Source organism: Celeribacter halophilus (genome assembly GCF_018860305.1).
GTDB classification, from domain to species: Bacteria; Pseudomonadota; Alphaproteobacteria; order Rhodobacterales; family Rhodobacteraceae; genus Celeribacter; species Celeribacter halophilus_A.
Genome location: NZ_JAHKPE010000028.1, coordinates 1 through 21036, shown reverse-complemented (window position 1 = coordinate 21036; position 21036 = coordinate 1). Strand labels below are relative to the sequence as shown.

The window sequence follows — 21036 nt, the reverse complement described above, 5'->3', positions numbered from 1 at the left end:
CTGATCTTGGAACTGTCTACCTACTTCGCAGTTGCAGCGCAATAATATTTTGTCGTGAAGATGTATTTTGACCTAAAATGTCGCAACGGAACAGCACCGCCCTCTGGCACCTCCAAGAACGGATGCTGGCCTGATCTTTGGGCTATACGCGGGGAAATCCGCGTCCTAACAGGGGCTATGACATTCGACAGCATCCTGACCCTCCTCACCCTCCCGCAGATTTTCGCCGCCATTTGCATCACGCTTCTGGCCGGATTCGTCAAAGGCGCCATCGGGTTTGCCATGCCGATGATCATGATTTCGGGGCTGGGGTCATTTTTGTCGCCGGAACTGGCGCTTGCGGGGCTGATCTTTTCCACTGTGGTCACGAATGTCTGGCAGGCGTTGCGTGGTGGCGGGCGAGAGGCCGTGGAGGCGGCGTGGCAATACAGGCTCTACATCGGGGCCTTGTTGCTGTTGATCGCCCTGTCGGCGCAACTGGTGGTGATTCTGCCGCAATCTGTGGTGTTCCTGTCGCTCGGGATCATTGTGGTGGTGCTGGTCAGCTACCTGTTGTTCGGGCGCGCTTTGCACATCCCCGCGCAACACAGAGGGGCGTATGATCTGGGCTTCGGTGTGGTTTCGGGGCTGGTCGGCGGCATCGCGGGCATCTGGGGGCCGCTGACGGTGGCCTATCTGACCGCTGTGGATACGCCAAAGAAACTCCAGATCAAGGCCACGGGAGTGATTTTTGGCTCGGGCGCTTTGGTGCTTATGTTGGCGCATTTGCGCTCCGGCGTGCTCAATGCCCAGACCATTCCGCTCTCCGCGGCGCTTTTGGTGCCGGCGATGGGGGGGATGATGCTTGGCCAGCGGGTGCAGGACCGTCTGGACCAGAAGAAATTCAAACGCATGACGCTGTTCGTGCTGATGGTCGCGGGCGTCAACCTGATCCGGCGCGGGCTATTTTGAGCCCTGTTTGCGCGCGGCTTGAAGGCGTAACTTTGTCTCGGCTATTTCGGGCGCAAGCGACATGAGGTAGGCCGTGACGGCCTCTGGTTCACCCTTGTAAAGCTCCACGGGTTCCATCTGATCCGTGCCCCGGATGGCTTGAGTGATGTCACTCAGGATCGACCCTTGAATATCGGGACCATTGCCGCCGAGGGCTTCTTCGCCATGACAGGCGAGACAGAAATCCGTGTAGACCTCTTGGCCAAAGGCAATCAGCGCAGGGTCGGAGAAATCGACATCTTGGGCGAGGATCGGGGTGGCGAGCAGTGCGAAAACAACGGCGTATTTCATAGGATCACTCTGACAGAGTGTCGTGACACCTGAATGACGCGGTCAAAGAAAACGCCCCGATCCAAATGGACCGGGGCGCAATTTTTCGCGATGTAGAAAGGCTTAGCCGATGGCGGCGGCTTTCACATCTTCGTCGATATAGGGCAGGTATTGTTCGAAGTTCTCTTTGAACATGGACACCAGCTTCGCGGCTTGCGCGTCGAAGGCATCCTTGTCGGCCCATGTGCGGCGCGGGTCGAGAAGCACATCGGCCACACCCGGCACGGAGACCGGCACTTCAAAGCCGAAGTTCTCGTCCTTGCGGAATTCGACCTCTGCCAGCGTGCCTTCCAGAGCGGCGTGCAGCAGGTTGCGCGTTGCCTTGATCGGCATACGCGAACCGGTGCCGAATGCGCCGCCGGTCCAGCCGGTGTTCACCAGCCAGCAGGTCGCACCATGCTTGGCGATCTTCTCACGCAGCAGGTTGCCATAGGCTTCCGGACGACGCGGCATGAACGGTGCGCCGAAACAGGTGGAGAAGGTCGGGATCGGTTCCACAACACCCACTTCCGTGCCCGGAGTCTTCGAGGTGAAGCCGGAGAGGAAGTGATACATCGCCTGCGCCGGTGTCAGACGTGCGATCGGAGGCAGAACACCAAAGGCATCACAGGTCAGCAGGATGATGTTCTTCGGATGACCGCCCATCGCCGTCTCGGAGGCGTTGGAGATGTAGTGCAGCGGGTAGGCGCAGCGCATGTTCTCGGTCAGCGAGCTGTCTTCGAAGTCCAGATCTTTGGTGAACTCGTCATAGACCATGTTCTCGACGACCGTGCCGAATTTCGACGTGGTCGCGTAGATTTCCGGTTCCGCAGTCTCGGACAGGTTGATGGTCTTGGCGTAGCAGCCGCCTTCGAAGTTGAACGTGCCCTTGTCGGACCAGCCATGCTCGTCATCCCCGATCAGGATGCGCGACGGATCAGCCGACAGCGTGGTTTTCCCCGTGCCGGACAGGCCGAAGAAGATCGCCGTGTCGACGGGATTGTCGGGCGCATGGTTGGCGGAACAGTGCATGGCCATGATGCCCTTGCCCGGCAGGATGTAGTTCAACAGGGAGAACACGCCCTTCTTGTTTTCGCCTGCATATTCGGTGTTGCCGATCAGGATCAGCTTTTTGGCGAAGTTCAGCGCGATCACGGTTTCGGAACGACAGCCGTGACGTTCCGGATCGGCCTTGAAGGACGGGCAGTTGATCACGGTGTAATCTGCGGTGAAGTCGTCGAGCGCTTTGATCTCGGGGCGGCGCAGCATCGTGCGGCAGAACAGGCCGTGCCATGCCAGCTCGGTGATCATGCGCACGTCAATCTGGGTCTCTGGGTCGGCCCCGCCGTAAAGATCCTCGACAAAGAAATCGCGCCCTTTCATATGCTCAAGCATATCGGCATAGAGCACATCGAATTTCTCGGGATCCATCGGCTGGTTGTTTTCCCACCAGATGGTGTCTTCCACATCCGGCGTCCGCACGACGAATTTGTCTTTGGGGGAGCGGCCGGTATGTTTGCCGGTGCTTACCAGAAAGGAACCGCCTTTCCCGAGGGCCCCTTCACCACGCTTGATCGCCTCTTCGATAAGGGCAGGCTCAAGAAGGTTGTAATAGACATTGCCAAGCCCCGTGATGCCTTGGTCGTCAAGTGTGAAAGCCGGGTTCACGCGTCCGGTCGTCATATGCAAACTCCTCCGCCGTGTCCTTGACGGCGTCTCTGGAAATAGAATTTGTGCCGCGAAAGGGCCATTCGCGGATGGGCGGCACACGCGCCCAATGGGGGTGCTATAGCATGCCAGCGCGGCGCGTAAATAGGACCGAGATCAACAGTTAGCGCAACCACTTAGGGGATAGCGCAAACAGATGTGTGCCAATATGTCGCGCATCGCCGTGGTGCGGGTGAAATGCCCCGAAGTGAGACAAATTAGCCATTCCTTGAATTTTTCCTGTTTCTCTGACCTCTGACAGGCATTTTGATTCGCGGTTTCGCTTGATTTGATCCGGTGAAACACGGAATATGGCAAAAAAATGCAATAGTTGAGCAGTTGAAGGAAACCGACAATGTCCCGCATCGCCTTGGTAGATGACGACCGGAATATCCTGACCTCCGTATCCATGACCCTTGAGGCAGAGGGGTTCGAGGTAGAAACCTATAACGACGGCCAGTCGGCGCTGGATGCGTTCAATAAACGTCTCCCCGATATGGCTGTGTTCGATATCAAGATGCCGCGCATGGATGGCATGGACCTGTTGCAGCGCGTGCGGCAGAAAACCAATATGCCGGTGATTTTCCTCACCTCGAAAGATGACGAGATCGACGAGGTTCTGGGTCTGCGCATGGGCGCGGATGACTATGTGAAAAAACCGTTTTCCCAGCGGCTTCTGGTCGAACGTATCCGTGCGCTCTTGCGGCGTCAGGAGGCGCTCGAAGGGATCGAGGTGGCCGAGACCGAAGAAAACAAGGTTCTCGTGCGCGGGGAACTGGAAATGGACCCGCTGCGTCACGCGGTGAAGTGGAAGGGCAAGGATGTCACGCTCACCGTGACGGAATTCCTTTTGTTGCAGGCGCTTGCCCTGCGTCCCGGCTTTGTGAAATCGCGCGACCAGTTGATGGATGTGGCCTATGACGATCAGGTCTATGTGGATGACCGGACGATCGACAGCCATATCAAACGCCTGCGCAAGAAAATGCGCACCGTGGATTCCGACTTTTCCGCCATCGAAACGCTTTACGGCATCGGATACAGGTATAACGAGGAATAATGGCCCTGACTTCCGACATGGACCGTGCGGAGAAATCCAGCCGCGATAACGCTGACGTTGTGCTCGGTGACGACTGGGTTGCGCCACGCACCGCAGATGCCGAGTTGCGCGAAAAGCGCAGGCGGCGCAAATTCATTGCGGTGAAACGCTCGCCGCTCGCGCAGAAGATCATCACCTACAACCTTATCGCGATCATTCTCATGGTGGCGGGGATTCTCTATCTGAATCCCTTCCGCAACAGTCTGGTGATGCAGCGTGAGGCGGCAATGGTGACGGAGGCCGCTCTGGTCGCCGATATGCTGGCGGTAACGGCGGGTGCGGACGGGGTTCTGTCGATTGACAATGAGTCCGACGATATGTCGACCGTGTCCAATGTTCTGGAACTGCCGCTGCTCGAAAATGTCTATATTTATGACAAGGACGGGGTGCTGATCGCCTCTACCGAAGGCATGGCCCGCGGCGGTCCGGAGAAAGTCTCCGGTGTGCAGCACGAGGGCCGCTCCACGGTCATTTCGGATTTCCTGAATAAAGTCTGGACCACCATTACCTTTTCCAAGGGCAATAGCGGCGAGAATTTCGAAAATGTGCGCGAACAGGTTGCCGCCCTTGCCGCCAATGCGCTTGGTGACGGCATCCATGTGAACACAAGCGTGAACGGTCACGGCTCCACGCTGTTTTCGGTCGCGGCCCCGATCACGCTGGACGACAGCGGAGAGATCATCGGTGTTGTCGGGCTGGTTTCCGGCGAAGGAGAGCTGGACGATCTCGTGCGTGTGGAGCGCGAACAGATCCTTCAGGTCTTTATCATCGCCCTTCTGGTCTCTATCGGTTTGAGCCTCATGCTGGCCTCGACCATTGCCAACCCTCTGGCCGATCTAGCCGCCGCAGCAGAAATCGGGCGCGACAAGAACAGCCGCAAGGTTGCGCCGGGGCGTGTGCGTATCCCCGACCTGTCGGGGCGTCCCGACGAGATCGGGCGTCTGTCCTCGGCACTGCGCGGCATGGTTGCAGCACTCTATGACCGGATCGACGCGAACGAGCAATTCGCCGCAGATGTGGCCCATGAGATCAAGAACCCGCTGGCCTCCCTGCGCTCGGCGGTCGGCTCTTTGCGGATCGTCAAGAAGGAAGAGCACCGCGACAAACTGCTCGATGTGATCGAACATGACGTGCGCCGCCTTGACCGTCTGGTTTCCGACATTTCCAACGCCTCGCGCCTCGACAGCGAACTGGTCAAGGAAGAGGAAGAAGACTTCGACCTGATCCAGACGCTGACCAACCTGATCGAATATCTCGGTCAGGACGCGCAGCAAAAAGGCGTGGAGTTCATCTCCGACATGCCGGACCAGCCGATTGTCGTCTCCGGTCTCGAAGCGCGGCTGGCGCAGGTGTTTGTGAACCTGATCACCAACGCGATCTCCTTCTGCGAGGATGGAGATGCGATCCGCGTCTGGGTGCGCAAACGGGATCACAGGGTGCTGGTTGTTGTCGAGGATACCGGTCCGGGCATCCCCGAAGAGGCGCTGACAAAAATCTTCAAACGCTTCTATTCGCAACGCCCTGTCGGCCAATTCGGCAACAACTCCGGCCTTGGTCTGGCGATTTCGAAACAGATCGTCGAGGCGCATGGCGGCGTGATCTGGGCGGAGAACATCCGTCCGACCGATGCCGACATCACCTCCGAACCGCTCGGTGCCCGTTTCGTCGTGGGCCTGCCGGTGTGACTGCGCAGCCGCAGGACGGTCTGACCCTTCATGCCTCCTGCGTCGCGCTGGATGATGCCACGGGCCTGCTGATCCTTGGTCCCTCGGGCAGCGGAAAATCGACCCTTGCGCTCGAACTTATGGCGCTGGGGGCGGTGTTGGTCTCCGACGACCGGACCATTTTGCGACGTGGTGGACAGCATGATGCTAGCCCCGCCCCGCAGCCTCAAACCCTCACCGCCACAGCGCCGGACACCATCTCCGGCATGATCGAGGCCCGCGGTGTCGGGCTTCTGCGTGCAGAGCCTCTGCCCGCCGCCACCCTGCGCGGCGTTGTCGATCTGTCACAGGTCGAAACTGACCGCTTGCCTCTCAGACGGGAAAAGGCTCTCATCGGTGTCTCGATTCCCCTGTTTTACAGGGTGGACGGGCCGCAATTCGCTCCGGCCCTCATTCAATGGCTCAAAGGAGGCCGATGCGCGTGAGCACGCCCGCTGACATGCCCATTCCGCAATCGAAAAGCCGCCATCGCGTCGTGCTTGTGACCGGCCCTTCGGGGGCAGGGCGCTCCACCGCGATCAACACGCTCGAAGATCTGGGCTTTGAGGTGATCGACAACCTGCCGATCTCGCTGCTCCCGCGCCTGCTCGAAGGCGGCGGGTTGACCCGCCCTCTGGCGCTGGGTCTCGACGTGCGCAACCGCGACTTCTCGGTCAATGGCGTGATCGAAGTGATCGACGATCTCACCCGTGACCCGAACCATGACGCCGAGGTGCTCTACCTCGACTGCGCGCCCGATGTGCTGATCCGCCGCTATTCCGAAACCCGCCGCCGCCACCCGCTCGCCCCTGCCGAGACGGCACAGGACGGGGTGGCGCGCGAAATCGACCTCTTGGGCCCGATCCGCGCCCGCGCCGATATCCTGATCGACACCTCCGAGATGACGCCGCATGACCTGCGTGACGACATCGAACGCTGGTTCGCCAAAGGGCGCGAGGCCGACATGGCGCTCTCCGTGCACAGCTTTTCCTACAAACGCGGAATGCCACGCGGCGTCGATATGGTCTTTGACGTGCGCTTTCTGGCCAATCCCTATTGGGACGAAAGCCTGCGTGCGCTCGACGGCACCGACAGCCGTGTGCAGGCCTATGTGCAAAACGACCCGCGCTTTGCCGCTTTCTTCCAGAAAGTGCTCGAACTGACCCTGCTCTTGCTTCCGGCCTATCAGGACGAAGGCAAGAAGCACCTCGCAATCGCCTTCGGCTGCACTGGCGGACAACACAGATCCGTCACTCTGGCCGAAATTCTTTCCAAAGCCCTTGCAGAACATAATTGGCCGGTGTCAATAAGGCATAGGGAACTTGAACGCCGCCAAAGCGGCATCTGATCGGGGAAGCTGACGTGATCGGAATTGTTATCGTCGCCCATGGTGGACTGGCCCGCGAATATCTCGCGGCGGTCGAACATGTGGTCGGCAAACAGGTCGGCATAGAAGCCATATCCATAGAGCCGGACCACAACCGCTCTGACAAGCAACGCGAGATCTGTCTGGCCGCCGACGATGTCGACAGTGGCGATGGCGTTGTTGTCGTGACCGATATGTTCGGGGGCAGCCCCTCGAATCTCTCGCTTCTGGCCTGTCACCATGATGATCGCCGGATCATTTACGGCGCGAACCTGCCGATGTTGATCAAACTGGCGAAGTCGCGGCATAAACCGGTTGCGGAAGCCGTCGGCAATGCGCTTGATGCCGGACGAAAATATATCGACAGTTTTGACGTGCAGGGACGTTGAAAAGAACAAGAATAAAGAGCCGAGGTGGGAGAGATGGCGCAAGTGACGCGCACGCACGAGATTATAAACGTCAAAGGCCTGCATGCGCGGGCCTCTGCGAAACTCGTGGAAGTGGTCGAGGAATTTGACGCCACGGCAGAAGTCTCCAGAGACGGGCTGAGCACATCTGGTGACAGCATTATGGGTCTTTTGATGTTGGCAGCGTCCAAAGGAACGACTATTGACGTGACAACGGCAGGGCCGGAGGCAGATGCGCTGGCAGATGCAATTGAGGCCCTGATCAAGGACAGATTTGGCGAGGATATGTAAGGTGTCTCAACCCGAAGAGCATGGGACGGAGATTGACGCCCCCGAGGACGCCTTTCAGAATGTGCCCAAACCCGGTGACCCCGATTTCGTAAGGTATGACGGGCGGCGCCTGTCCTATGCGGGGACGTTTTCCGACCCCAAGAAGGTTCTGGTCATTCGCACGATCGAGTGGCTGACCGGCAAATTCCCGCTTTTGCGCCGTATTCGCCGGTTCGAGCGGATGGGCACCCCGATGGGCCAGCCGTTCTTCAGTCAGGCGCTCGAAGTCATGGGGATCGACGTTCTGACCCCCGAAGAACAGATCGCCAAGATTCCCGCAACAGGGCCGCTTGTCGTGGTGGCCAACCACCCGCACGGTCTGGTGGACGGTCTGGTGATGGCGGAGCTGATCGGCAAGGTGCGCACGGATTATAAAATCCTGACGCGCTCGCTGTTGACCGGCATCCGCGAGATCGACCCGTTCATGTTGCCCGTGCCTTTCCCGCACGAGCCGGACAGCCATCGCGCCTCGATCAAGATGCGCAACGAGGCGATGGCGACTCTCAAGGCGGGCGGGGTGATTATCCTGTTCCCTGCGGGGGCCGTGGCCTCGTCCGAGACGTGGTGGGGGCCGGTCAAGGAAAAGCCGTGGAACCCGTTCACCGCCAAGATGGTGCTGAAATCCGGCGCGACGGTTCTGCCGATCTATTTTCCGGGGCGCAACACGCGGCTGTATCAGATTGCCGACAAGATTTCCGCGAGTTTCCGTCAGGGGCTTTTGCTGCATGAAATCGCCCGCGCGATGGACAAGCCGCAGGCCCCTGTCATCGGCGATCCTCTGACGCCGGAGGATCTCAAGGAGTGGCAGTCGAAGACGCGCGAGTTCATGGACTGGATGCGGTCGCATACGCTGGCCTTGGGTGGTCGCACCGACTGACGGTGTGGTTCGGGCGGCTTTGGGCGGAGCGGCGGGCCTGCTCGTGGGGTCGATGTGTTGCCCGACAAAAGTCCGACAGATATCCGACGCATATCCGACAGCAAAAAGGGGCCTTTGCGGCCCCTTTGTTTTGTCCTGAGTCCGGCCTGTCGGATTTAGCGCGTGGGCACCGGAGTTTCGCCACGGTAGTCGTAAAATCCGCGCTGGGTTTTGCGCCCGAGCCAGCCCGCTTCGACATATTTTGTGAGCAGCGGGCAGGGCCGGTATTTCGTATCCGCCAGCCCGTCGTGCAGCACGTTCATGATCGCCAGACAGGTGTCGAGCCCGATGAAATCCGCAAGCTCCAGAGGCCCCATCGGATGGTTCGCGCCGAGCTTCATCGATTCGTCGATGGACTTCACGGAGCCGACGCCTTCGTAGAGCGTATAGACGGCTTCGTTGATCATCGGCATCAGGATGCGGTTGACGATGAAGGCGGGAAAATCCTCGGCGCTTGCGGCGGTTTTGCCAAGGTTTTCAACCACTTCCAGAAGCGTGTGATAGGTGGCCTCATCGGTGGCGATACCGCGGATCAGTTCCACCAGCTGCATCACCGGCACCGGATTCATGAAGTGGAACCCCATGAATTTTTCCGGCCGGTCGGTGCGCGAGGCCAGCCGCGTGATCGAGATCGACGAGGTGTTCGAGGTCAGGATGGTCTCGGGCTTGAGATGCGGCAGGAGGCGCTCGAAAATGGCGTTCTTCACGTCCTCACGCTCGGTCGCTGCCTCGATCACCAGATCGGTCTGGCCGAGGTCTTCAAGCTGCAATGTCGTCGTGATCCGCGCCAGTGCCGTGTCGCGTTTCTCTGCGGTGATCTTTTCGCGTGACACCTGACGGTCGAGGTTGCGCGTGATCGTGGCCACAGCCTTGTCCAGCGCCTCCTGCGAGATGTCGTTCACCACCACATCATACCCCGCCAAAGCGAACACATGCGCGATCCCGTTGCCCATCTGGCCGGCACCGACGATTCCGACTTTTTTGATCTCCATCCCGCATTCTCCCTGGACCGGTTTGCAGTGAGTTTACGCAGCTAGAAGCGTGGTATTCAAGGGGCAAGGCAGGGGGGCGAAAGTCTTTCGTAAAGAACCGGCGTTCCAAGGGGACTAGCGGCGGTTTCCGGCCTGATTGCACGGGGCCGAATGTCGCGGAAACCTTGTGATTTGGAGACGTTGTGAGGCAGCTAAACCTCTAAAATTTATCTAGAATCGGCGTTTTAGCGATTTAGCAACTTGTGTCTGCGACTCTCTCACTCGGGTGAAAATTAAAGCAGTGGGTGGACACATGGCTTATCAAAACATGGGCGAGGGCGCGCTCAACTATACGCCGTGCCGGTATGGCAATTCGAAACTTCTCTTTCGTGGGCCGCAGAAAGATCTGGATGCGCCCTATGTAGCCTTTCTGGGCGGCACGGAAACTTACGGCAAATTCGTGGAAATGCCGTTCCCGACTCTGGTGGAGACGAGCCTTGGCGTGACGGGGGTGAATCTGGGCTGTGTGAACGGCGGGGTGGATGTGTTTTTGAGCGATGAAACCGTACTCGACATTTGCCGCAAGGCCGAGGTGACGGTGCTGCAAATTCCCGGTGCGCAGAATATCTCGAACCGTTTCTATACCGTTCATGCGCGTCGCAATGACCGCTTCCTTCGCGCGTCAGACGAGTTACAGCGGTTGTATCACAATACCGATTTCACGGATTTTAATTTTACGCGACACCTGCTGCACACGCTTGGCGCGGCTTCTCAAAAGAAATTCGCGACGGTGCGCGAGGAGTTGCGTAGAGCTTGGAGTGCGCGGATGGAAACCATGGTGGAAAAGCTGCACGGTGATGTTGTGCTGTTGTGGCTCTCGGATCATGCGCCGGATGATGGTGCCGCCTGTGATGCCATTGCGGGTGATCCGCTGTTCGTCAATCGCGAGATGGTCGAGGGCCTGCGTCCCTTGGTCAAAGATGTGGTTGAGGTGGTCGCCACCAAAGACGAAATCGCAACCGGATATGAGCTTATGGTTCATTCCGACCTTGATGCGCCCGCCGCGCGGGAGATGCTGGGGCCTGTGGCCCATGCCGGAGCGGCGGGGGTGCTCAGAGAGGCGCTTCGGCCCTATGTCTAGCGCACATCAAACGAAAAAGGCCCGCTCGAGGCGGGCCTTTTGCTTTTTTTCAATGGTTTTAGAGTTTTCCGGTCAGTTCCGGCACCGCGTCGAACAGGTCGGCCACGAGGCCGAAATCGGCGACTTGGAAGATCGGAGCTTCTTCGTCCTTGTTGATCGCAACAATGACTTTCGAATCCTTCATGCCAGCAAGGTGCTGGATCGCACCGGAGATGCCGCAAGCGATGTAGAGTTCGGGAGCGACGACCTTGCCGGTCTGGCCCACTTGCTGATCGTTCGGGGCAAAGCCCGAATCGACTGCCGCACGGGACGCGCCCACGGCTGCGCCCAGTTTGTCGGCCAGCGCTTCGATGATGGCGAAGTTCTCTTCGGAGCCTACGCCACGGCCGCCGGAGACGACGATCTTGGCGGAGGTGAGTTCCGGACGGTCGCTTTCGACCACCTTGTCCTCGACAAAGGCAGAGAGCCCCTTGTCGCCCGCACCGGATACGGATTCGACAGCTGCCGAACCGGTGGAGCCCGCCGCATCGAAGGTCGAGGTGCGGAAGGAAATCACCTTGGTCGCGTCGGTCGATTTCACGGTCTGCACCGCATTGCCCGCATAGACCGGACGTTTGAACGTGTCGGCGTCGACCACTTCGGTCACATCGGTGATCACCATCACGTCCAGAAGGGCCGCCACGCGGGGCAGGATGTTTTTGCCAGTGGTGGTCGCAGGCGCGATGATGTGGGAATAATCGCCCGCCAGAGACACGATCAGATCGGCGAGGTTTTCCGCCAGACCATTGGCATAGGCGGCATCGTCAGCGAGCAGGACCTTGCTCACACCGTCGAGTTTCGCGGCCTCGTCGGCTGCGGCTTGGGGACCACATACGAGCACGGTCACATCGCCCAGCTTGGCACCAGCGCTGGCCGTCTTGGCGGTTGCGTCAACAGCGAGCGTATCGCCCGCGACTTCAGCGAGAAGCAGAACAGCCATCAGACCAGACCTCCCTCTTTAAGTTTCGCAATCAGCTCGTCGACGGAGCCTACTTTGATCCCCGCCTGTCGGCCTGTGGGTTCTTCGGTGGTCACAACCGTCAGGCGCGGCGTGGTGTCGACGCCGTAATCCGCGGCGGTTTTCTCGTCCAAAGGCTTTTTCTTGGCCTTCATGATATTCGGCAGCGAGGCATAGCGCGGCTCGTTGAGACGCAGATCGGTGGTCACAATGGCCGGAAGATTGACGGAAATGGTCTGAAGCCCGCCGTCCACTTCGCGGGTCACAACCGCCTTGCCGTCTTCAATTTTCACCTCGGAGGCAAAGGTCGCCTGCCCCCAACCCAGAAGCGCGGCCAGCATCTGGCCCGTCGCGTTCATGTCGTTGTCGATGGCCTGCTTGCCAAGGATCACCAGTTCGGGGCCTTCCTCTTCAACCACTTTGGCGAGAATTTTCGCCACGGCGAGAGGTTCAAGGTCCACGCCCTGATCTTCGGTCACGAGAATACCGCGATCGGCGCCCATAGCCAGCGCGTTGCGGATCGTGTCCGTGGCTTTCTTTTCGCCAATCGACACAATGACAACCTCGGAGGCAATCCCTGCCTCTTTCAGCCGAATGGCCTCTTCGACGGAAATCTCGTCAAACGGGTTCATCGACATTTTTACATTGGCGAGATCAACACCCGTGCCATCGGCCTTAACTTTGACCTTCACGTTGTAATCAATCACGCGCTTAACAGGTACTAGGACCTTCATGAGCGTAAACTCCCTTTCGTCTTGCCATACGCGGATGGCACAAAAGCTCTCCGGCATCGTTGTTAGCCGTTTGCGTGCGCAGAAAATAGCCCCCAAACGCAAAAAGACAGGAGCGAAACGTCGCGTCCTGTCTCATTTGCGCCGTAGCGTCACGGGTTGGTCCGGCCTATCGATTTGCGCCCGGCACCCAGAGCACATCGGCTTTGCCCGCGTCATTGGCCATGCGTGCCGCACAGAAAAGCCAGTCTGACAGGCGGTTGAGATATTTGATCGCCACGGGGTTCACGTCGCCGTCTTCTTCGGCATTTAACTGCACGGCAAGACGTTCGGCGCGGCGGGCGACAGTGCGGCTCATATGAAGCTGGGCGGCGAGCGGTGTTCCGGCGGGCAGGATAAAGCTTTTGAGCGGTTCCAGCACAGCGGTCATGGCGTCGATTTCGCTCTCCAGCCGCTCGACCTGCGCAGGCACGGCACGCAAGACCGGATAGCCCGCCTCGTCGTCTTTATCCATGTTGGGCCGCGACAGATCGGCCCCGAGATCGAAGAGATCGTTCTGAATGCGAGACAGGGCTGCGTCCACATCGCCCTCGGCATGAAGTCGGGCGAGACCCAAGGTGGCATTCACCTCGTCTACCGTGCCATAGGCCGCGACCCGTGTGGCATATTTGGCGGTGCGCGACATATCGGAGAGCGCGGTTTCGCCGGTGTCACCGGTGCGGGTGTAGATTTTGTTCAGAACAACCATGTCAGTTCCCCGATTTGCGCAGGGCCACGAAAATCACCACGAGGATCACCGCCCCCAACTGGGCGAGAATACGGGCCTGCATGAGTTTGTTTGACCGTTTCGCCCCCTCGATGCCCCCGCGTCCGAACTGGCCGATGCCAAGGGCGAGGATGACGAGAACGAGCAGGCAGGCGGCGCCAATGACATAGATAAACGGATCGGACATATGCAGCTCCTTGAGCGAAAGGTAGACCAGACATAGCGCGTTTCGGGCGCTGGCCCAAGTTGCCTTTCGCGTGTCCTAGAGTTTTGCCATCATCCGGTCGATCAACCGTTGCGGCAGGAACCGGCGGGACAGCCCCGCGATATAGGTGGGGGTGGTGACGTAGTAATGCGCCCGTGGGCGGGGGCTTTCCAAGGCGCGCAGGAGCTTGCGGCTGACCGCTTCGGGACCAAGCTCGAAGGCGTCCGGTTCCGAGGTGCCGGCGGCTTTGTAGAGGCGCGGCACGAGTTTGGTGCGGTATTGTTCCGCGCGTGCGGAGGCTTCCCAGTCGATCCATTTGTCGAATTGTTTGCGCGCATTGAGGCGAAAGGCCGTGCCAATCGGGCCGGGTTCGATCATGGAGACATGTATCCCCGTGCCGCGCATTTCGAGACGCAGCGTGTCGGTGAGCCCTTCGAGCGCGAATTTCGTCGAGTTGTAGCTGCCGCGCCACGGCATTGCCATGATGCCGAGGACCGAGGAGCATTGCACAATGCGCCCATGCCCTTGTTTGCGCATCACCGGAATGACCCGTCGTGTCAGATCATGCCAGCCAAAGAAATTGGCTTCGAAATTCTGGCGCAGCGCATCGACGGGGAGGTCTTCGACCGCCGCAGGAATGGCATAGGCGCCGTTGTTGAAAAGCGCGTCCAGCGTGCCATCGGTGCGCGACATGGCCTCATGAAAGCCGGTTTCGATCGAAGCGGGGTCTTCGTAGTCGAGGCGGAAACTTTCCAGTCCTTCGCTTTGGAGACGTTGGGCATCTTGCTCCTGCCGGCACGTTGCGAGGACACGCCAACCACGCGCCTTCAGGAAATGCGCGGCGTGATACCCGATGCCCGAAGAACAGCCAGTGATGAGAATGGAGCGCATACAAAAGCCTTTCCCGAAAGAGACGGGAAAGGCTTAGCTCATGACAGGCGGCGAGGGAATCCACCTTTTCATGAGAGGGAACTCAGTGTGTCAGATCAGCCAGAAACTCGGCGGCCATGTAGCCTTCGACTCCTGCGCCTTCGACCAGAATTTTGACCCAGCCGTTTTCCTCGGGAGAGATGACGCGGACAATCTCCGAACGGACAAGCTGGCCAAGCACCGGATTTGCGGTGGAAGGGCCCGAGCGGACATTGACGCGCGAGGCCGTGACTTCGCGCAGAACCATCCCGGAAGCGGGGTCTGCCGTGCCGGAGTTGGGCGCGGAGGGGGCCGGTGCGGTGGGTGTGGCCGAGAGAATGGCGGCCATTTTCTCCGGATGCGAGACGCGGGTGATACCGGTCAGATCGACCTCTTCCGGCTGTGTGCTGGCAAGGTGAATACGGGCCGTGTCATGCGCGTGGGGCGTGGGTGTAGACACGCTGCGCGCTGTTTGCGCCTCGGCCAGCGTCGGGACATAGGCGCCCTGACGTTTCGCCCCTGAACCGAAACTTTCGGACAAGGTGTCGGAGAGTTGAGCGAAGACGGACACTTTCTCTGCGCGGCGCATCTCAAGCGCAGCCTGTTCCTCGGGAGAGAGATCCCGTCCGAACACCATCAATGAAGCCCATAGGCCAAACGCAGTCATCGCCAAAAGACGTAGCATAAACACACCCCCGAATTACCGTTACACACTCGTATACTAGACGATTCGCCCGAATAATGCGGGGAAAGTTCAGTAAAATTTCCACCCCCTGATCCTGCGGGCCTGTGCCGTGCCTGTGGACAAGATGCGACATCCGCTTGCCGGAGCGAAGATGGGCGGCTATTCATCTTGGCCATGAGCAGTGATTTGACCCAAGATTCTGAAAAAGAAGGCGCACCGCAGGGTGAGACCTTCGAACCGTTGCGCCGCGCCATTGGCGAGCGCTATTTGCAATATGCGCTTTCGACGATCATGCACCGCGCCTTGCCTGACGCGCGTGATGGTCTGAAACCCGTGCACCGGCGTATTCTCTATGCCATGCGTGAGTTGCGCCTGTCTCCCACGGGAGGCTTCCGCAAATCCGCAAAAATCTCCGGCGATGTGATGGGGAACTATCACCCGCACGGCGATGCGGCGATTTATGATGCGATGGCGCGTCTGGCGCAGGATTTCAACGTTCGCTATCCGCTTGTGGACGGGCAGGGGAACTTCGGCAATATCGACGGCGACAACCCTGCGGCATCGCGTTACACCGAAGCGCGGATGACCATTGCCGCCGAGGCCTTGCTCGAAGGTCTCAACGAGGATGCGGTCGATTATCGCGACAACTACGATGGCACGCTGCGTGAGCCGGAAGTGCTGCCGGCGGCCTTTCCGAACCTGCTGGCCAACGGGTCTTCGGGGATTGCGGTCGGCATGGCGACGAATATCCCGCCGCATAACATCTCCGAACTGATCGACGCCTCGCTGCATATGATCAAGACGCCGGATGTGCGCGACGAGACGCTTTTGAATTATGTCAAAGGGCCGGACTTTCCGACGGGCGGGATCATTGTCGAGCCACGCGAGAGCATGGCCAAGACCTATGCGACAGGGCGCGGGTCTTTCCGTCTGCGGGCGAAATGGGAGGTCGAGGATCTGGGGCGTGGCCAGTGGCAGATTGTGGTCACGGAAATTCCCTATCAGGTTCAGAAGTCGAAGCTGATCGAGAAACTTGCGGAAGTCATCCAGACCAAGAAAGTGCCGATTCTCGCCGATGTGCGCGACGAGAGCGCCGAAGACATCCGCGTGATTCTGGAGCCGAAATCCAAGAATGTCGATCCGGATGTGTTGATGAACACGCTGTTCCGCAACTCGGATCTTGAGACGCGGTTCTCGCTCAACATGAACGTGTTGATCGACGGACGGACGCCGAAAGTCTGTTCGCTCAAAGAAGTGCTGCGGGCTTGGCTGGATCACCGCCGCATCGTGTTGCAACGCCGTTCGCAACACCGGCTGGAAAAGATCGACCATCGCCTTGAGGTGCTCGAAGGCTTCATCATTGCCTTTTTGAACCTCGACCGTGTGATCGACATCATCCGTTATGACGACGACCCGAAAGCCGCCTTGATGGCCGAGGTCTGGGGCCGCGATTTCCCGCGCGCCATGACGGAAAAGGATTACGTCAGCCCGCTGCCCGCACCGGAAGGTCAGGGTGAACTGACCGAGGTGCAGGCCGAAGCCATTCTCAACATGCGCCTGCGCAGCTTGCGGCGTCTGGAAGAGATCGAACTGGTCAAAGAGCGCGATGCCTTGCTGGCGGAAAAGGCGGGGCTTGTTGCCTTGCTGGAGTCCGAGGACAGGCAATGGCTGCACATTTCCGAGGAACTCAAAGAGACCAAGAAGAAATTCGGCAAGGATTACGGTCCGCGCGGGGCACGGCTGACGCAATTTGCCGAAGCCACAGAGGTCGAGGATGTGCCGTTGGAAGCCATGATCGAGCGCGAGCCGATCACAGTGGTCTGTTCGCAGATGGGCTGGATTCGGGCCATGTCCGGTCATATCGATCTGAACCGCGAGTTGAAGTTCAAGGACGGTGATGGTCCGCGCTTTATCTTCCACGCGGAGACGACGGACCGTTTGATCATCATGGGCTCTGCCGGCCGGTTCTATACGCTCTCGGCGGCGACCCTGCCCGGTGGACGCGGCATGGGAGAACCGGTGCGCCTGATGGTTGATCTGCCCAATGAGGTGGAGATCGTCGACATCTTCAAACATGATCCCGAAGGCAAGCTGCTTGTCGCGTCGAACGCGGGTAACGGGTTCCAGATCGCGGAAAAAGACGTGGTTGCCCAGACCCGCAACGGCAAACAGGTGCTCAACGTCAAAGGCGACGAAAAGGCCGTGATCGTGCATCGCATCAAAGGCGACCATGTGGCGGTGATCTCGCAGAACCGCCGGTTCCTCGTCTTCCCGCTGGCCGATGTGCCGGAGCTCGGGCGCGGCAAGGGGGTTCGGTTGCAGAAATACAATCAGGCCCGAGGTGCGCAAGGGATGCTGGAGCTTGATGGCGGCCTGTCCGATCTGACCACATTCATGTGGGACGAGGGGCTGAGCTGGACCATGGGCGGTGGCAACACACGCACGGAGAAAGACCTCACGCAATGGCTCGGCAAACGCGCAGGCGTGGGCAAACAGCCGCCGCACGGGTTCCCGAGGGACAACAAGTTCAGCTGATCCTGACGGCGTATGTCGGGGGGCATGCTGTGACACAATTACTGAAAACCGAGTTCGAAGGCCGCGTGGGTTCCACCCTGCGGCTTTCGCTTTGGACCGCGATGCTGTCCGTCGTCACGCTCGGATTTTACCGGTTCTGGATGAAAACGCGGCTCCGGCGGCATTTCTGGTCTGCTGTGCGACCTGACGGAACGCCTCTGGAATATGTCGGCAAGGGGATCGAGAAATTCACAGGGTTTCTCATCGCGCTCGTCGTCCTTGCGTTCTTGATTGGCGTGCTGGCGCTTGTGCTGGTCTACGCCTCCTACGCGGTGTTTCAGGGAGAGCTTGAAGCCTATCTCGTTGCCGCGCTGATTGCCGTGCCGCTGATCTATTTCGCCTCCTATCGGGCCAAACGCTATGTCTATGCCCGCACGCGGTGGCGGGGGATCCGGTTCGGGCTGGAGCCTGCGGCGGGCAAATATACGCTTCATGCGATGGGGCATTTGCTTTTGACCGTGCTGACGCTGGGATTTCTCTGGCCGCGCATGACCTTCAAGCTGGAGAAATTCCGCACGGACCGGACGTTTTTCGGGGATCAACGGCTGCATCAGGGCGGACGATGGTGGGGGCTGGCGAAATCCTTCCTGCCAACACTTGTCTGCATTTGGCTGGGCTTGGGGCTCATCGGACGTGTGGCGTTTCTTGAGGCCAGCCCGCAGGCGGCAGACAGTGACTTTTTCAGTCCTTCGGAGCAACTGCAATCCTTGGCCTTTGTGCCTGTATTGCTGTTGCTCGGCGTTTTTCTCTACCTGCGGTATCGGGTCGTTGCGCTGCGCTATCTTGCCAATCACAAGACCGCAGGCGGGGTCGGGCTGATCTCGCGGCTTTCGTTTCCGCGTGTGCTCTGGATCAATATTGCGGGCTATACGCTGACCAACATCTGCACGGCCATTGCCACTTTTGTGGTCGGTGCAGCGGCGTCTGCGGTCTTGGTTGTGATCTATCCGGGGCTGGCGGACCTTGGCGTTTTTGCCTCGGGTGCTGTGACAGAGGGCACGGGGATCAGCGAAGAGGGCATGCCTTCGGCGGGCGTGTCTCTGGCTTTCGGGCTGTTTCTCTACATGACCACGCTGTTGTTCTTTGCTGTGTTCCGGCAAACCTTCGTGCTGTTCCCGACATGGCGGCATTATGCGCAAACCTTGTCCCTGACAGGCGGCGAGCATCTGGCGGACATCCGTCAGCGCGACCGCGACCATGCGGGGCAGGCGGAAGGCATGGCCGAGGCCTTTGATCTGGGGGCGGCGATATGAGCATGAGCCCGTGGATGCCCAAGCCGAAAGGCGTGCGCTGCGATTTTGTAGATGGCAAAACGGCCAAGCGACACGACGCCTATGTCACGTTGCATTCCGGCGAGGGGATTGCCGATCTGAGTTACACGGATGAGGCGGGCGAGACGGTGACGGTGCATTGGTCTCTCTCACATCTGCGCCATGTCGAAGGGCAGGGGGCTTTGCGCAGCGACATCGGGCGGATCGGCGTGTTGACCAATGTGATGAGCCCGACCACGCGTCTCTATGTGCGTGATCCGAAGCTGCTCGCGGAGATCGAGCGTTCCGCGCCCTCCCTGACGCGTCGTGCGCCGGTGACGGGGCGGCGGCGTCTGGCTGGCTTGATCGTCGGGGCTGTGGCCTCTGTGGCGCTGATCGTTTTTGTCCTGATTCCCCTGATTGCGGACCAGCTTGCCGCGCGTTTGCCGGTGGAGGGGGAGCGTGCCTTGGGGGACAAGACCTATGAGCGCATCCGCGAGAGTTTCTCGCAAAACGAGATGTTCCCGATTGAAGAATGCCGTGACGCGCATGGGGTGGCAGCACTTGAAAAGATGCAGGACAGATTGCTGTCCGCCTCCGATCTGGACGCGCAGGCCATGCGCCTCACTGTGCTTGATCTGGATATGATCAATGCCTTTGCTCTGCCCGGCGGACGAATCGTTGTGATGCAGGGGCTGATTGATGCCGCAGAAGCCCCCGAAGAGGTCGCTGCCGTAATCGCGCATGAGATGGGCCATGTCGCCCACCGTGACCCGACGCGCCACGCTTTGCGCGGGGTAGGCACCTTCGGAGTGCTGTCGCTGGTCTTCGGGGATTTCGCAGGCGGCACTGTGGTCTTGCTCGGCGTGAACCAACTGGTGAATGCGCAATACAGTCAAGGCGCCGAAAGTGCCGCCGATGCCTATGCCCATGCGCTTTTGCCGAAGGCAGGTGTGTCGCCGGGAGCGCTTGCGCCTTTGTTCGAGCGGTTGAAAGAGCAATACGGCGATACAGAGGGGCTTGCCTCGCATCTCGCCTCGCACCCGCAGCTCGGGGACCGTGTGGCGCGGGCCCATGCGGCGGCCGAGGGATTCGATGGCGCGGGCGAGCCAATTCTCTCTGCGTTGGAGTGGCACAGGCTGCGCCATATTTGCGACTGAACCGCTGACGTTGCACCGCAGGCCGTTTGTCGCTACCTCTTGGGAACACAGAATTCAGGAGCAGTCCCCAGTGTTGTCATTTACCCGCCGCGTTTTCCTTGGTCTTTCTCTTTTGGCTCTGACGGCCTGTAGCGATGCCAAGGAGATTACTGAAGACACGCCCTTGGTGGATCTCGGTGATTTTGCTTTGGGGCATAACGTGGTGGTGGCCACAGATGCACAGAAGGCACCGTTCTCGCGCAATGCCACGGAAGAAGAGCTTGAAACCGCGCTCAAGGCCGCGATGCAGGCCCGTTTCGGACGCTATGATGGGGACAAGCTCTATCACATCGGAATCAAGGTGGACGCCTACGGTTTGGCCGCGCCCGGTATTCCGGTGCTGTTCACGCCAAAGTCCGTTCTGGTCCTGACGGTCAACATCTGGGACGATTCGAAAGGCGTGAAGCTGACGGAAAAACCGAAGCTTCTGACCGTGTTCGAGAGCCTGAACGGCCATACATTGGTCGGCTCCGGCCTGACTCGCTCGCGGGAAGAACAGCTTGACATTCTGACACGCAACGCGGCTCTGAAAGTGGAGCGCTGGTTGCTGGAAAACGGCCAATGGTTCGGGGTTGAGCCGATTGCGCCGGAAAGTTCGGATGCCGAAGAGGCGAAAGCCGCACTCGAAGTTCTGGCCCCTGAGGCGGTAGAACAACCGACAATTAGCAACTGACGCTTGATTTTCCTGCTCAGAGTCAATAACTAGCCCGCGATGTTAATTTCGGGCCGTGTTCAGGCCCCTTCAATCCAAGAGGCGCCGCAATATGGCTAAGGAAAAGTTTGA

At 59.4% G+C, this 21036-nt stretch carries 22 protein-coding genes; 13 read left to right on the top strand and 9 right to left on the bottom strand.

Annotated features, from left to right (window positions below; all coding sequences use genetic code 11):
• The first annotated feature begins 177 nt into the window (after nt 1-177).
• Nucleotides 178-951: a sulfite exporter TauE/SafE family protein gene (locus KO492_RS09650; protein ID WP_216044764.1), complete on the top strand. Its 774-nt coding sequence runs from the start codon at nt 178-180 to the stop codon at nt 949-951.
• Here the strand turns inward: KO492_RS09650 and KO492_RS09645 are convergent.
• Nucleotides 943-1281: a c-type cytochrome gene (locus KO492_RS09645; protein ID WP_216044763.1), complete on the bottom strand. Its 339-nt coding sequence runs from the start codon at nt 1279-1281 to the stop codon at nt 943-945. The two genes, KO492_RS09650 and KO492_RS09645, sit on opposite strands and share 9 nt — an antisense overlap.
• Before the next feature lie 102 nt (nt 1282-1383).
• The gene (locus KO492_RS09640) at nt 1384-2982 is read right to left on the bottom strand and encodes a phosphoenolpyruvate carboxykinase (protein ID WP_216044762.1); all 1599 of its coding nucleotides are present in this window, start codon (nt 2980-2982) and stop codon (nt 1384-1386) included.
• A gap of 379 nt (nt 2983-3361) precedes the next feature.
• Here KO492_RS09640 and KO492_RS09635 point away from each other — a divergent pair, with 379 nt between their 5' ends.
• From KO492_RS09635 to KO492_RS09605, 7 genes are read left to right on the top strand one after another with little or no spacing between them, the layout of a single operon-like run.
• Entirely contained in the window at nt 3362-4063 is a 702-nt protein-coding gene (locus tag KO492_RS09635; protein ID WP_216044761.1) for a response regulator transcription factor, read from the top strand.
• Nucleotides 4063-5787, top strand: coding sequence for a sensor histidine kinase (locus KO492_RS09630; RefSeq protein ID WP_216044760.1), 1725 nt, complete (start codon nt 4063-4065; stop codon nt 5785-5787). The genes KO492_RS09635 and KO492_RS09630 overlap by 1 nt, the downstream gene beginning before the upstream one ends.
• Nucleotides 5784-6251: an HPr kinase/phosphorylase gene (locus tag KO492_RS09625; RefSeq protein ID WP_216044759.1), complete on the top strand. Its 468-nt coding sequence runs from the start codon at nt 5784-5786 to the stop codon at nt 6249-6251. Before KO492_RS09630 ends, KO492_RS09625 begins: the two co-directional genes overlap by 4 nt.
• 20 nt (nt 6252-6271) lie before the next feature.
• Nucleotides 6272-7153 carry an RNase adapter RapZ gene (gene rapZ, locus KO492_RS09620; RefSeq protein ID WP_417275087.1) on the top strand — a complete coding sequence of 294 codons (882 nt, stop codon included), beginning with the start codon at nt 6272-6274 and terminating at the stop codon, nt 7151-7153.
• A 14-nt stretch (nt 7154-7167) separates the two neighbouring features.
• Complete coding sequence (locus KO492_RS09615; protein WP_216044757.1) at nt 7168-7560, top strand: PTS sugar transporter subunit IIA; 393 nt, start codon at nt 7168-7170, stop codon at nt 7558-7560.
• Nucleotides 7561-7593: 33 nt separating this feature from the next.
• A complete protein-coding gene (locus KO492_RS09610; RefSeq protein WP_066604660.1) occupies nt 7594-7869 on the top strand; it encodes an HPr family phosphocarrier protein in 276 nt (91 codons plus the stop codon).
• A gap of 1 nt (nt 7870) precedes the next feature.
• A complete protein-coding gene (locus tag KO492_RS09605) occupies nt 7871-8785 on the top strand; it encodes a lysophospholipid acyltransferase family protein (protein WP_303578332.1) in 915 nt (304 codons plus the stop codon).
• Nucleotides 8786-8940: 155 nt separating this feature from the next.
• Here the strand turns inward: KO492_RS09605 and KO492_RS09600 are convergent, their stop codons facing one another.
• Nucleotides 8941-9816 carry a 3-hydroxybutyryl-CoA dehydrogenase gene (locus tag KO492_RS09600; RefSeq protein WP_216044756.1) on the bottom strand — a complete coding sequence of 292 codons (876 nt, stop codon included), beginning with the start codon at nt 9814-9816 and terminating at the stop codon, nt 8941-8943.
• Nucleotides 9817-10108: 292 nt separating this feature from the next.
• On the opposite strand from KO492_RS09600, the gene KO492_RS09595 reads away from it, so the two are divergent.
• Nucleotides 10109-10936: a DUF6473 family protein gene (locus KO492_RS09595; protein ID WP_216044755.1), complete on the top strand. Its 828-nt coding sequence runs from the start codon at nt 10109-10111 to the stop codon at nt 10934-10936.
• A gap of 58 nt (nt 10937-10994) precedes the next feature.
• Here KO492_RS09595 and KO492_RS09590 read toward each other — a convergent pair whose 3' ends face one another.
• The 6 genes from KO492_RS09590 to KO492_RS09565 form a co-directional block, all read right to left on the bottom strand.
• Nucleotides 10995-11915 carry an electron transfer flavoprotein subunit alpha/FixB family protein gene (locus KO492_RS09590; protein WP_216044754.1) on the bottom strand — a complete coding sequence of 307 codons (921 nt, stop codon included), beginning with the start codon at nt 11913-11915 and terminating at the stop codon, nt 10995-10997.
• Nucleotides 11915-12667 (bottom strand): electron transfer flavoprotein subunit beta/FixA family protein, encoded by a 753-nt coding sequence (locus tag KO492_RS09585; protein ID WP_216044753.1) that lies wholly within the window; start codon nt 12665-12667, stop codon nt 11915-11917. The genes KO492_RS09590 and KO492_RS09585 overlap by 1 nt, the downstream gene beginning before the upstream one ends.
• Nucleotides 12668-12833: 166 nt before the next feature.
• On the bottom strand, nt 12834-13412 hold the full coding sequence (locus KO492_RS09580; RefSeq protein ID WP_066604671.1) for a cob(I)yrinic acid a,c-diamide adenosyltransferase: 579 nt from the start codon (nt 13410-13412) through the stop codon (nt 12834-12836).
• Nucleotide 13413: 1 nt separating this feature from the next.
• A complete protein-coding gene (locus KO492_RS09575; RefSeq protein ID WP_216044752.1) occupies nt 13414-13617 on the bottom strand; it encodes a twin transmembrane helix small protein in 204 nt (67 codons plus the stop codon).
• A 75-nt stretch (nt 13618-13692) separates the two neighbouring features.
• Nucleotides 13693-14526, bottom strand: a complete 834-nt coding sequence (locus KO492_RS09570; protein ID WP_216044751.1) for an SDR family oxidoreductase — start codon at nt 14524-14526, stop codon at nt 13693-13695.
• An 82-nt stretch (nt 14527-14608) separates the two neighbouring features.
• Nucleotides 14609-15229 carry an SH3 domain-containing protein gene (locus KO492_RS09565; RefSeq protein ID WP_216044750.1) on the bottom strand — a complete coding sequence of 207 codons (621 nt, stop codon included), beginning with the start codon at nt 15227-15229 and terminating at the stop codon, nt 14609-14611.
• A gap of 174 nt (nt 15230-15403) precedes the next feature.
• Here KO492_RS09565 and KO492_RS09560 point away from each other — a divergent pair, with 174 nt between their 5' ends.
• From KO492_RS09560 to KO492_RS09545, 4 genes are all read left to right on the top strand, one after another.
• The gene (locus KO492_RS09560; RefSeq protein ID WP_066604686.1) at nt 15404-17764 is read left to right on the top strand and encodes a DNA topoisomerase IV subunit A; all 2361 of its coding nucleotides are present in this window, start codon (nt 15404-15406) and stop codon (nt 17762-17764) included.
• A gap of 29 nt (nt 17765-17793) precedes the next feature.
• Nucleotides 17794-19056 carry a YjgN family protein gene (locus KO492_RS09555; protein WP_216044749.1) on the top strand — a complete coding sequence of 421 codons (1263 nt, stop codon included), beginning with the start codon at nt 17794-17796 and terminating at the stop codon, nt 19054-19056.
• Nucleotides 19053-20213 (top strand): M48 family metallopeptidase, encoded by a 1161-nt coding sequence (locus KO492_RS09550; protein WP_216044748.1) that lies wholly within the window; start codon nt 19053-19055, stop codon nt 20211-20213. Before KO492_RS09555 ends, KO492_RS09550 begins: the two co-directional genes overlap by 4 nt.
• Nucleotides 20214-20283: 70 nt before the next feature.
• The gene (locus KO492_RS09545) at nt 20284-20925 is read left to right on the top strand and encodes a hypothetical protein (RefSeq protein ID WP_216044747.1); all 642 of its coding nucleotides are present in this window, start codon (nt 20284-20286) and stop codon (nt 20923-20925) included.
• The last annotated feature ends 111 nt before the right edge of the window (nt 20926-21036 follow it).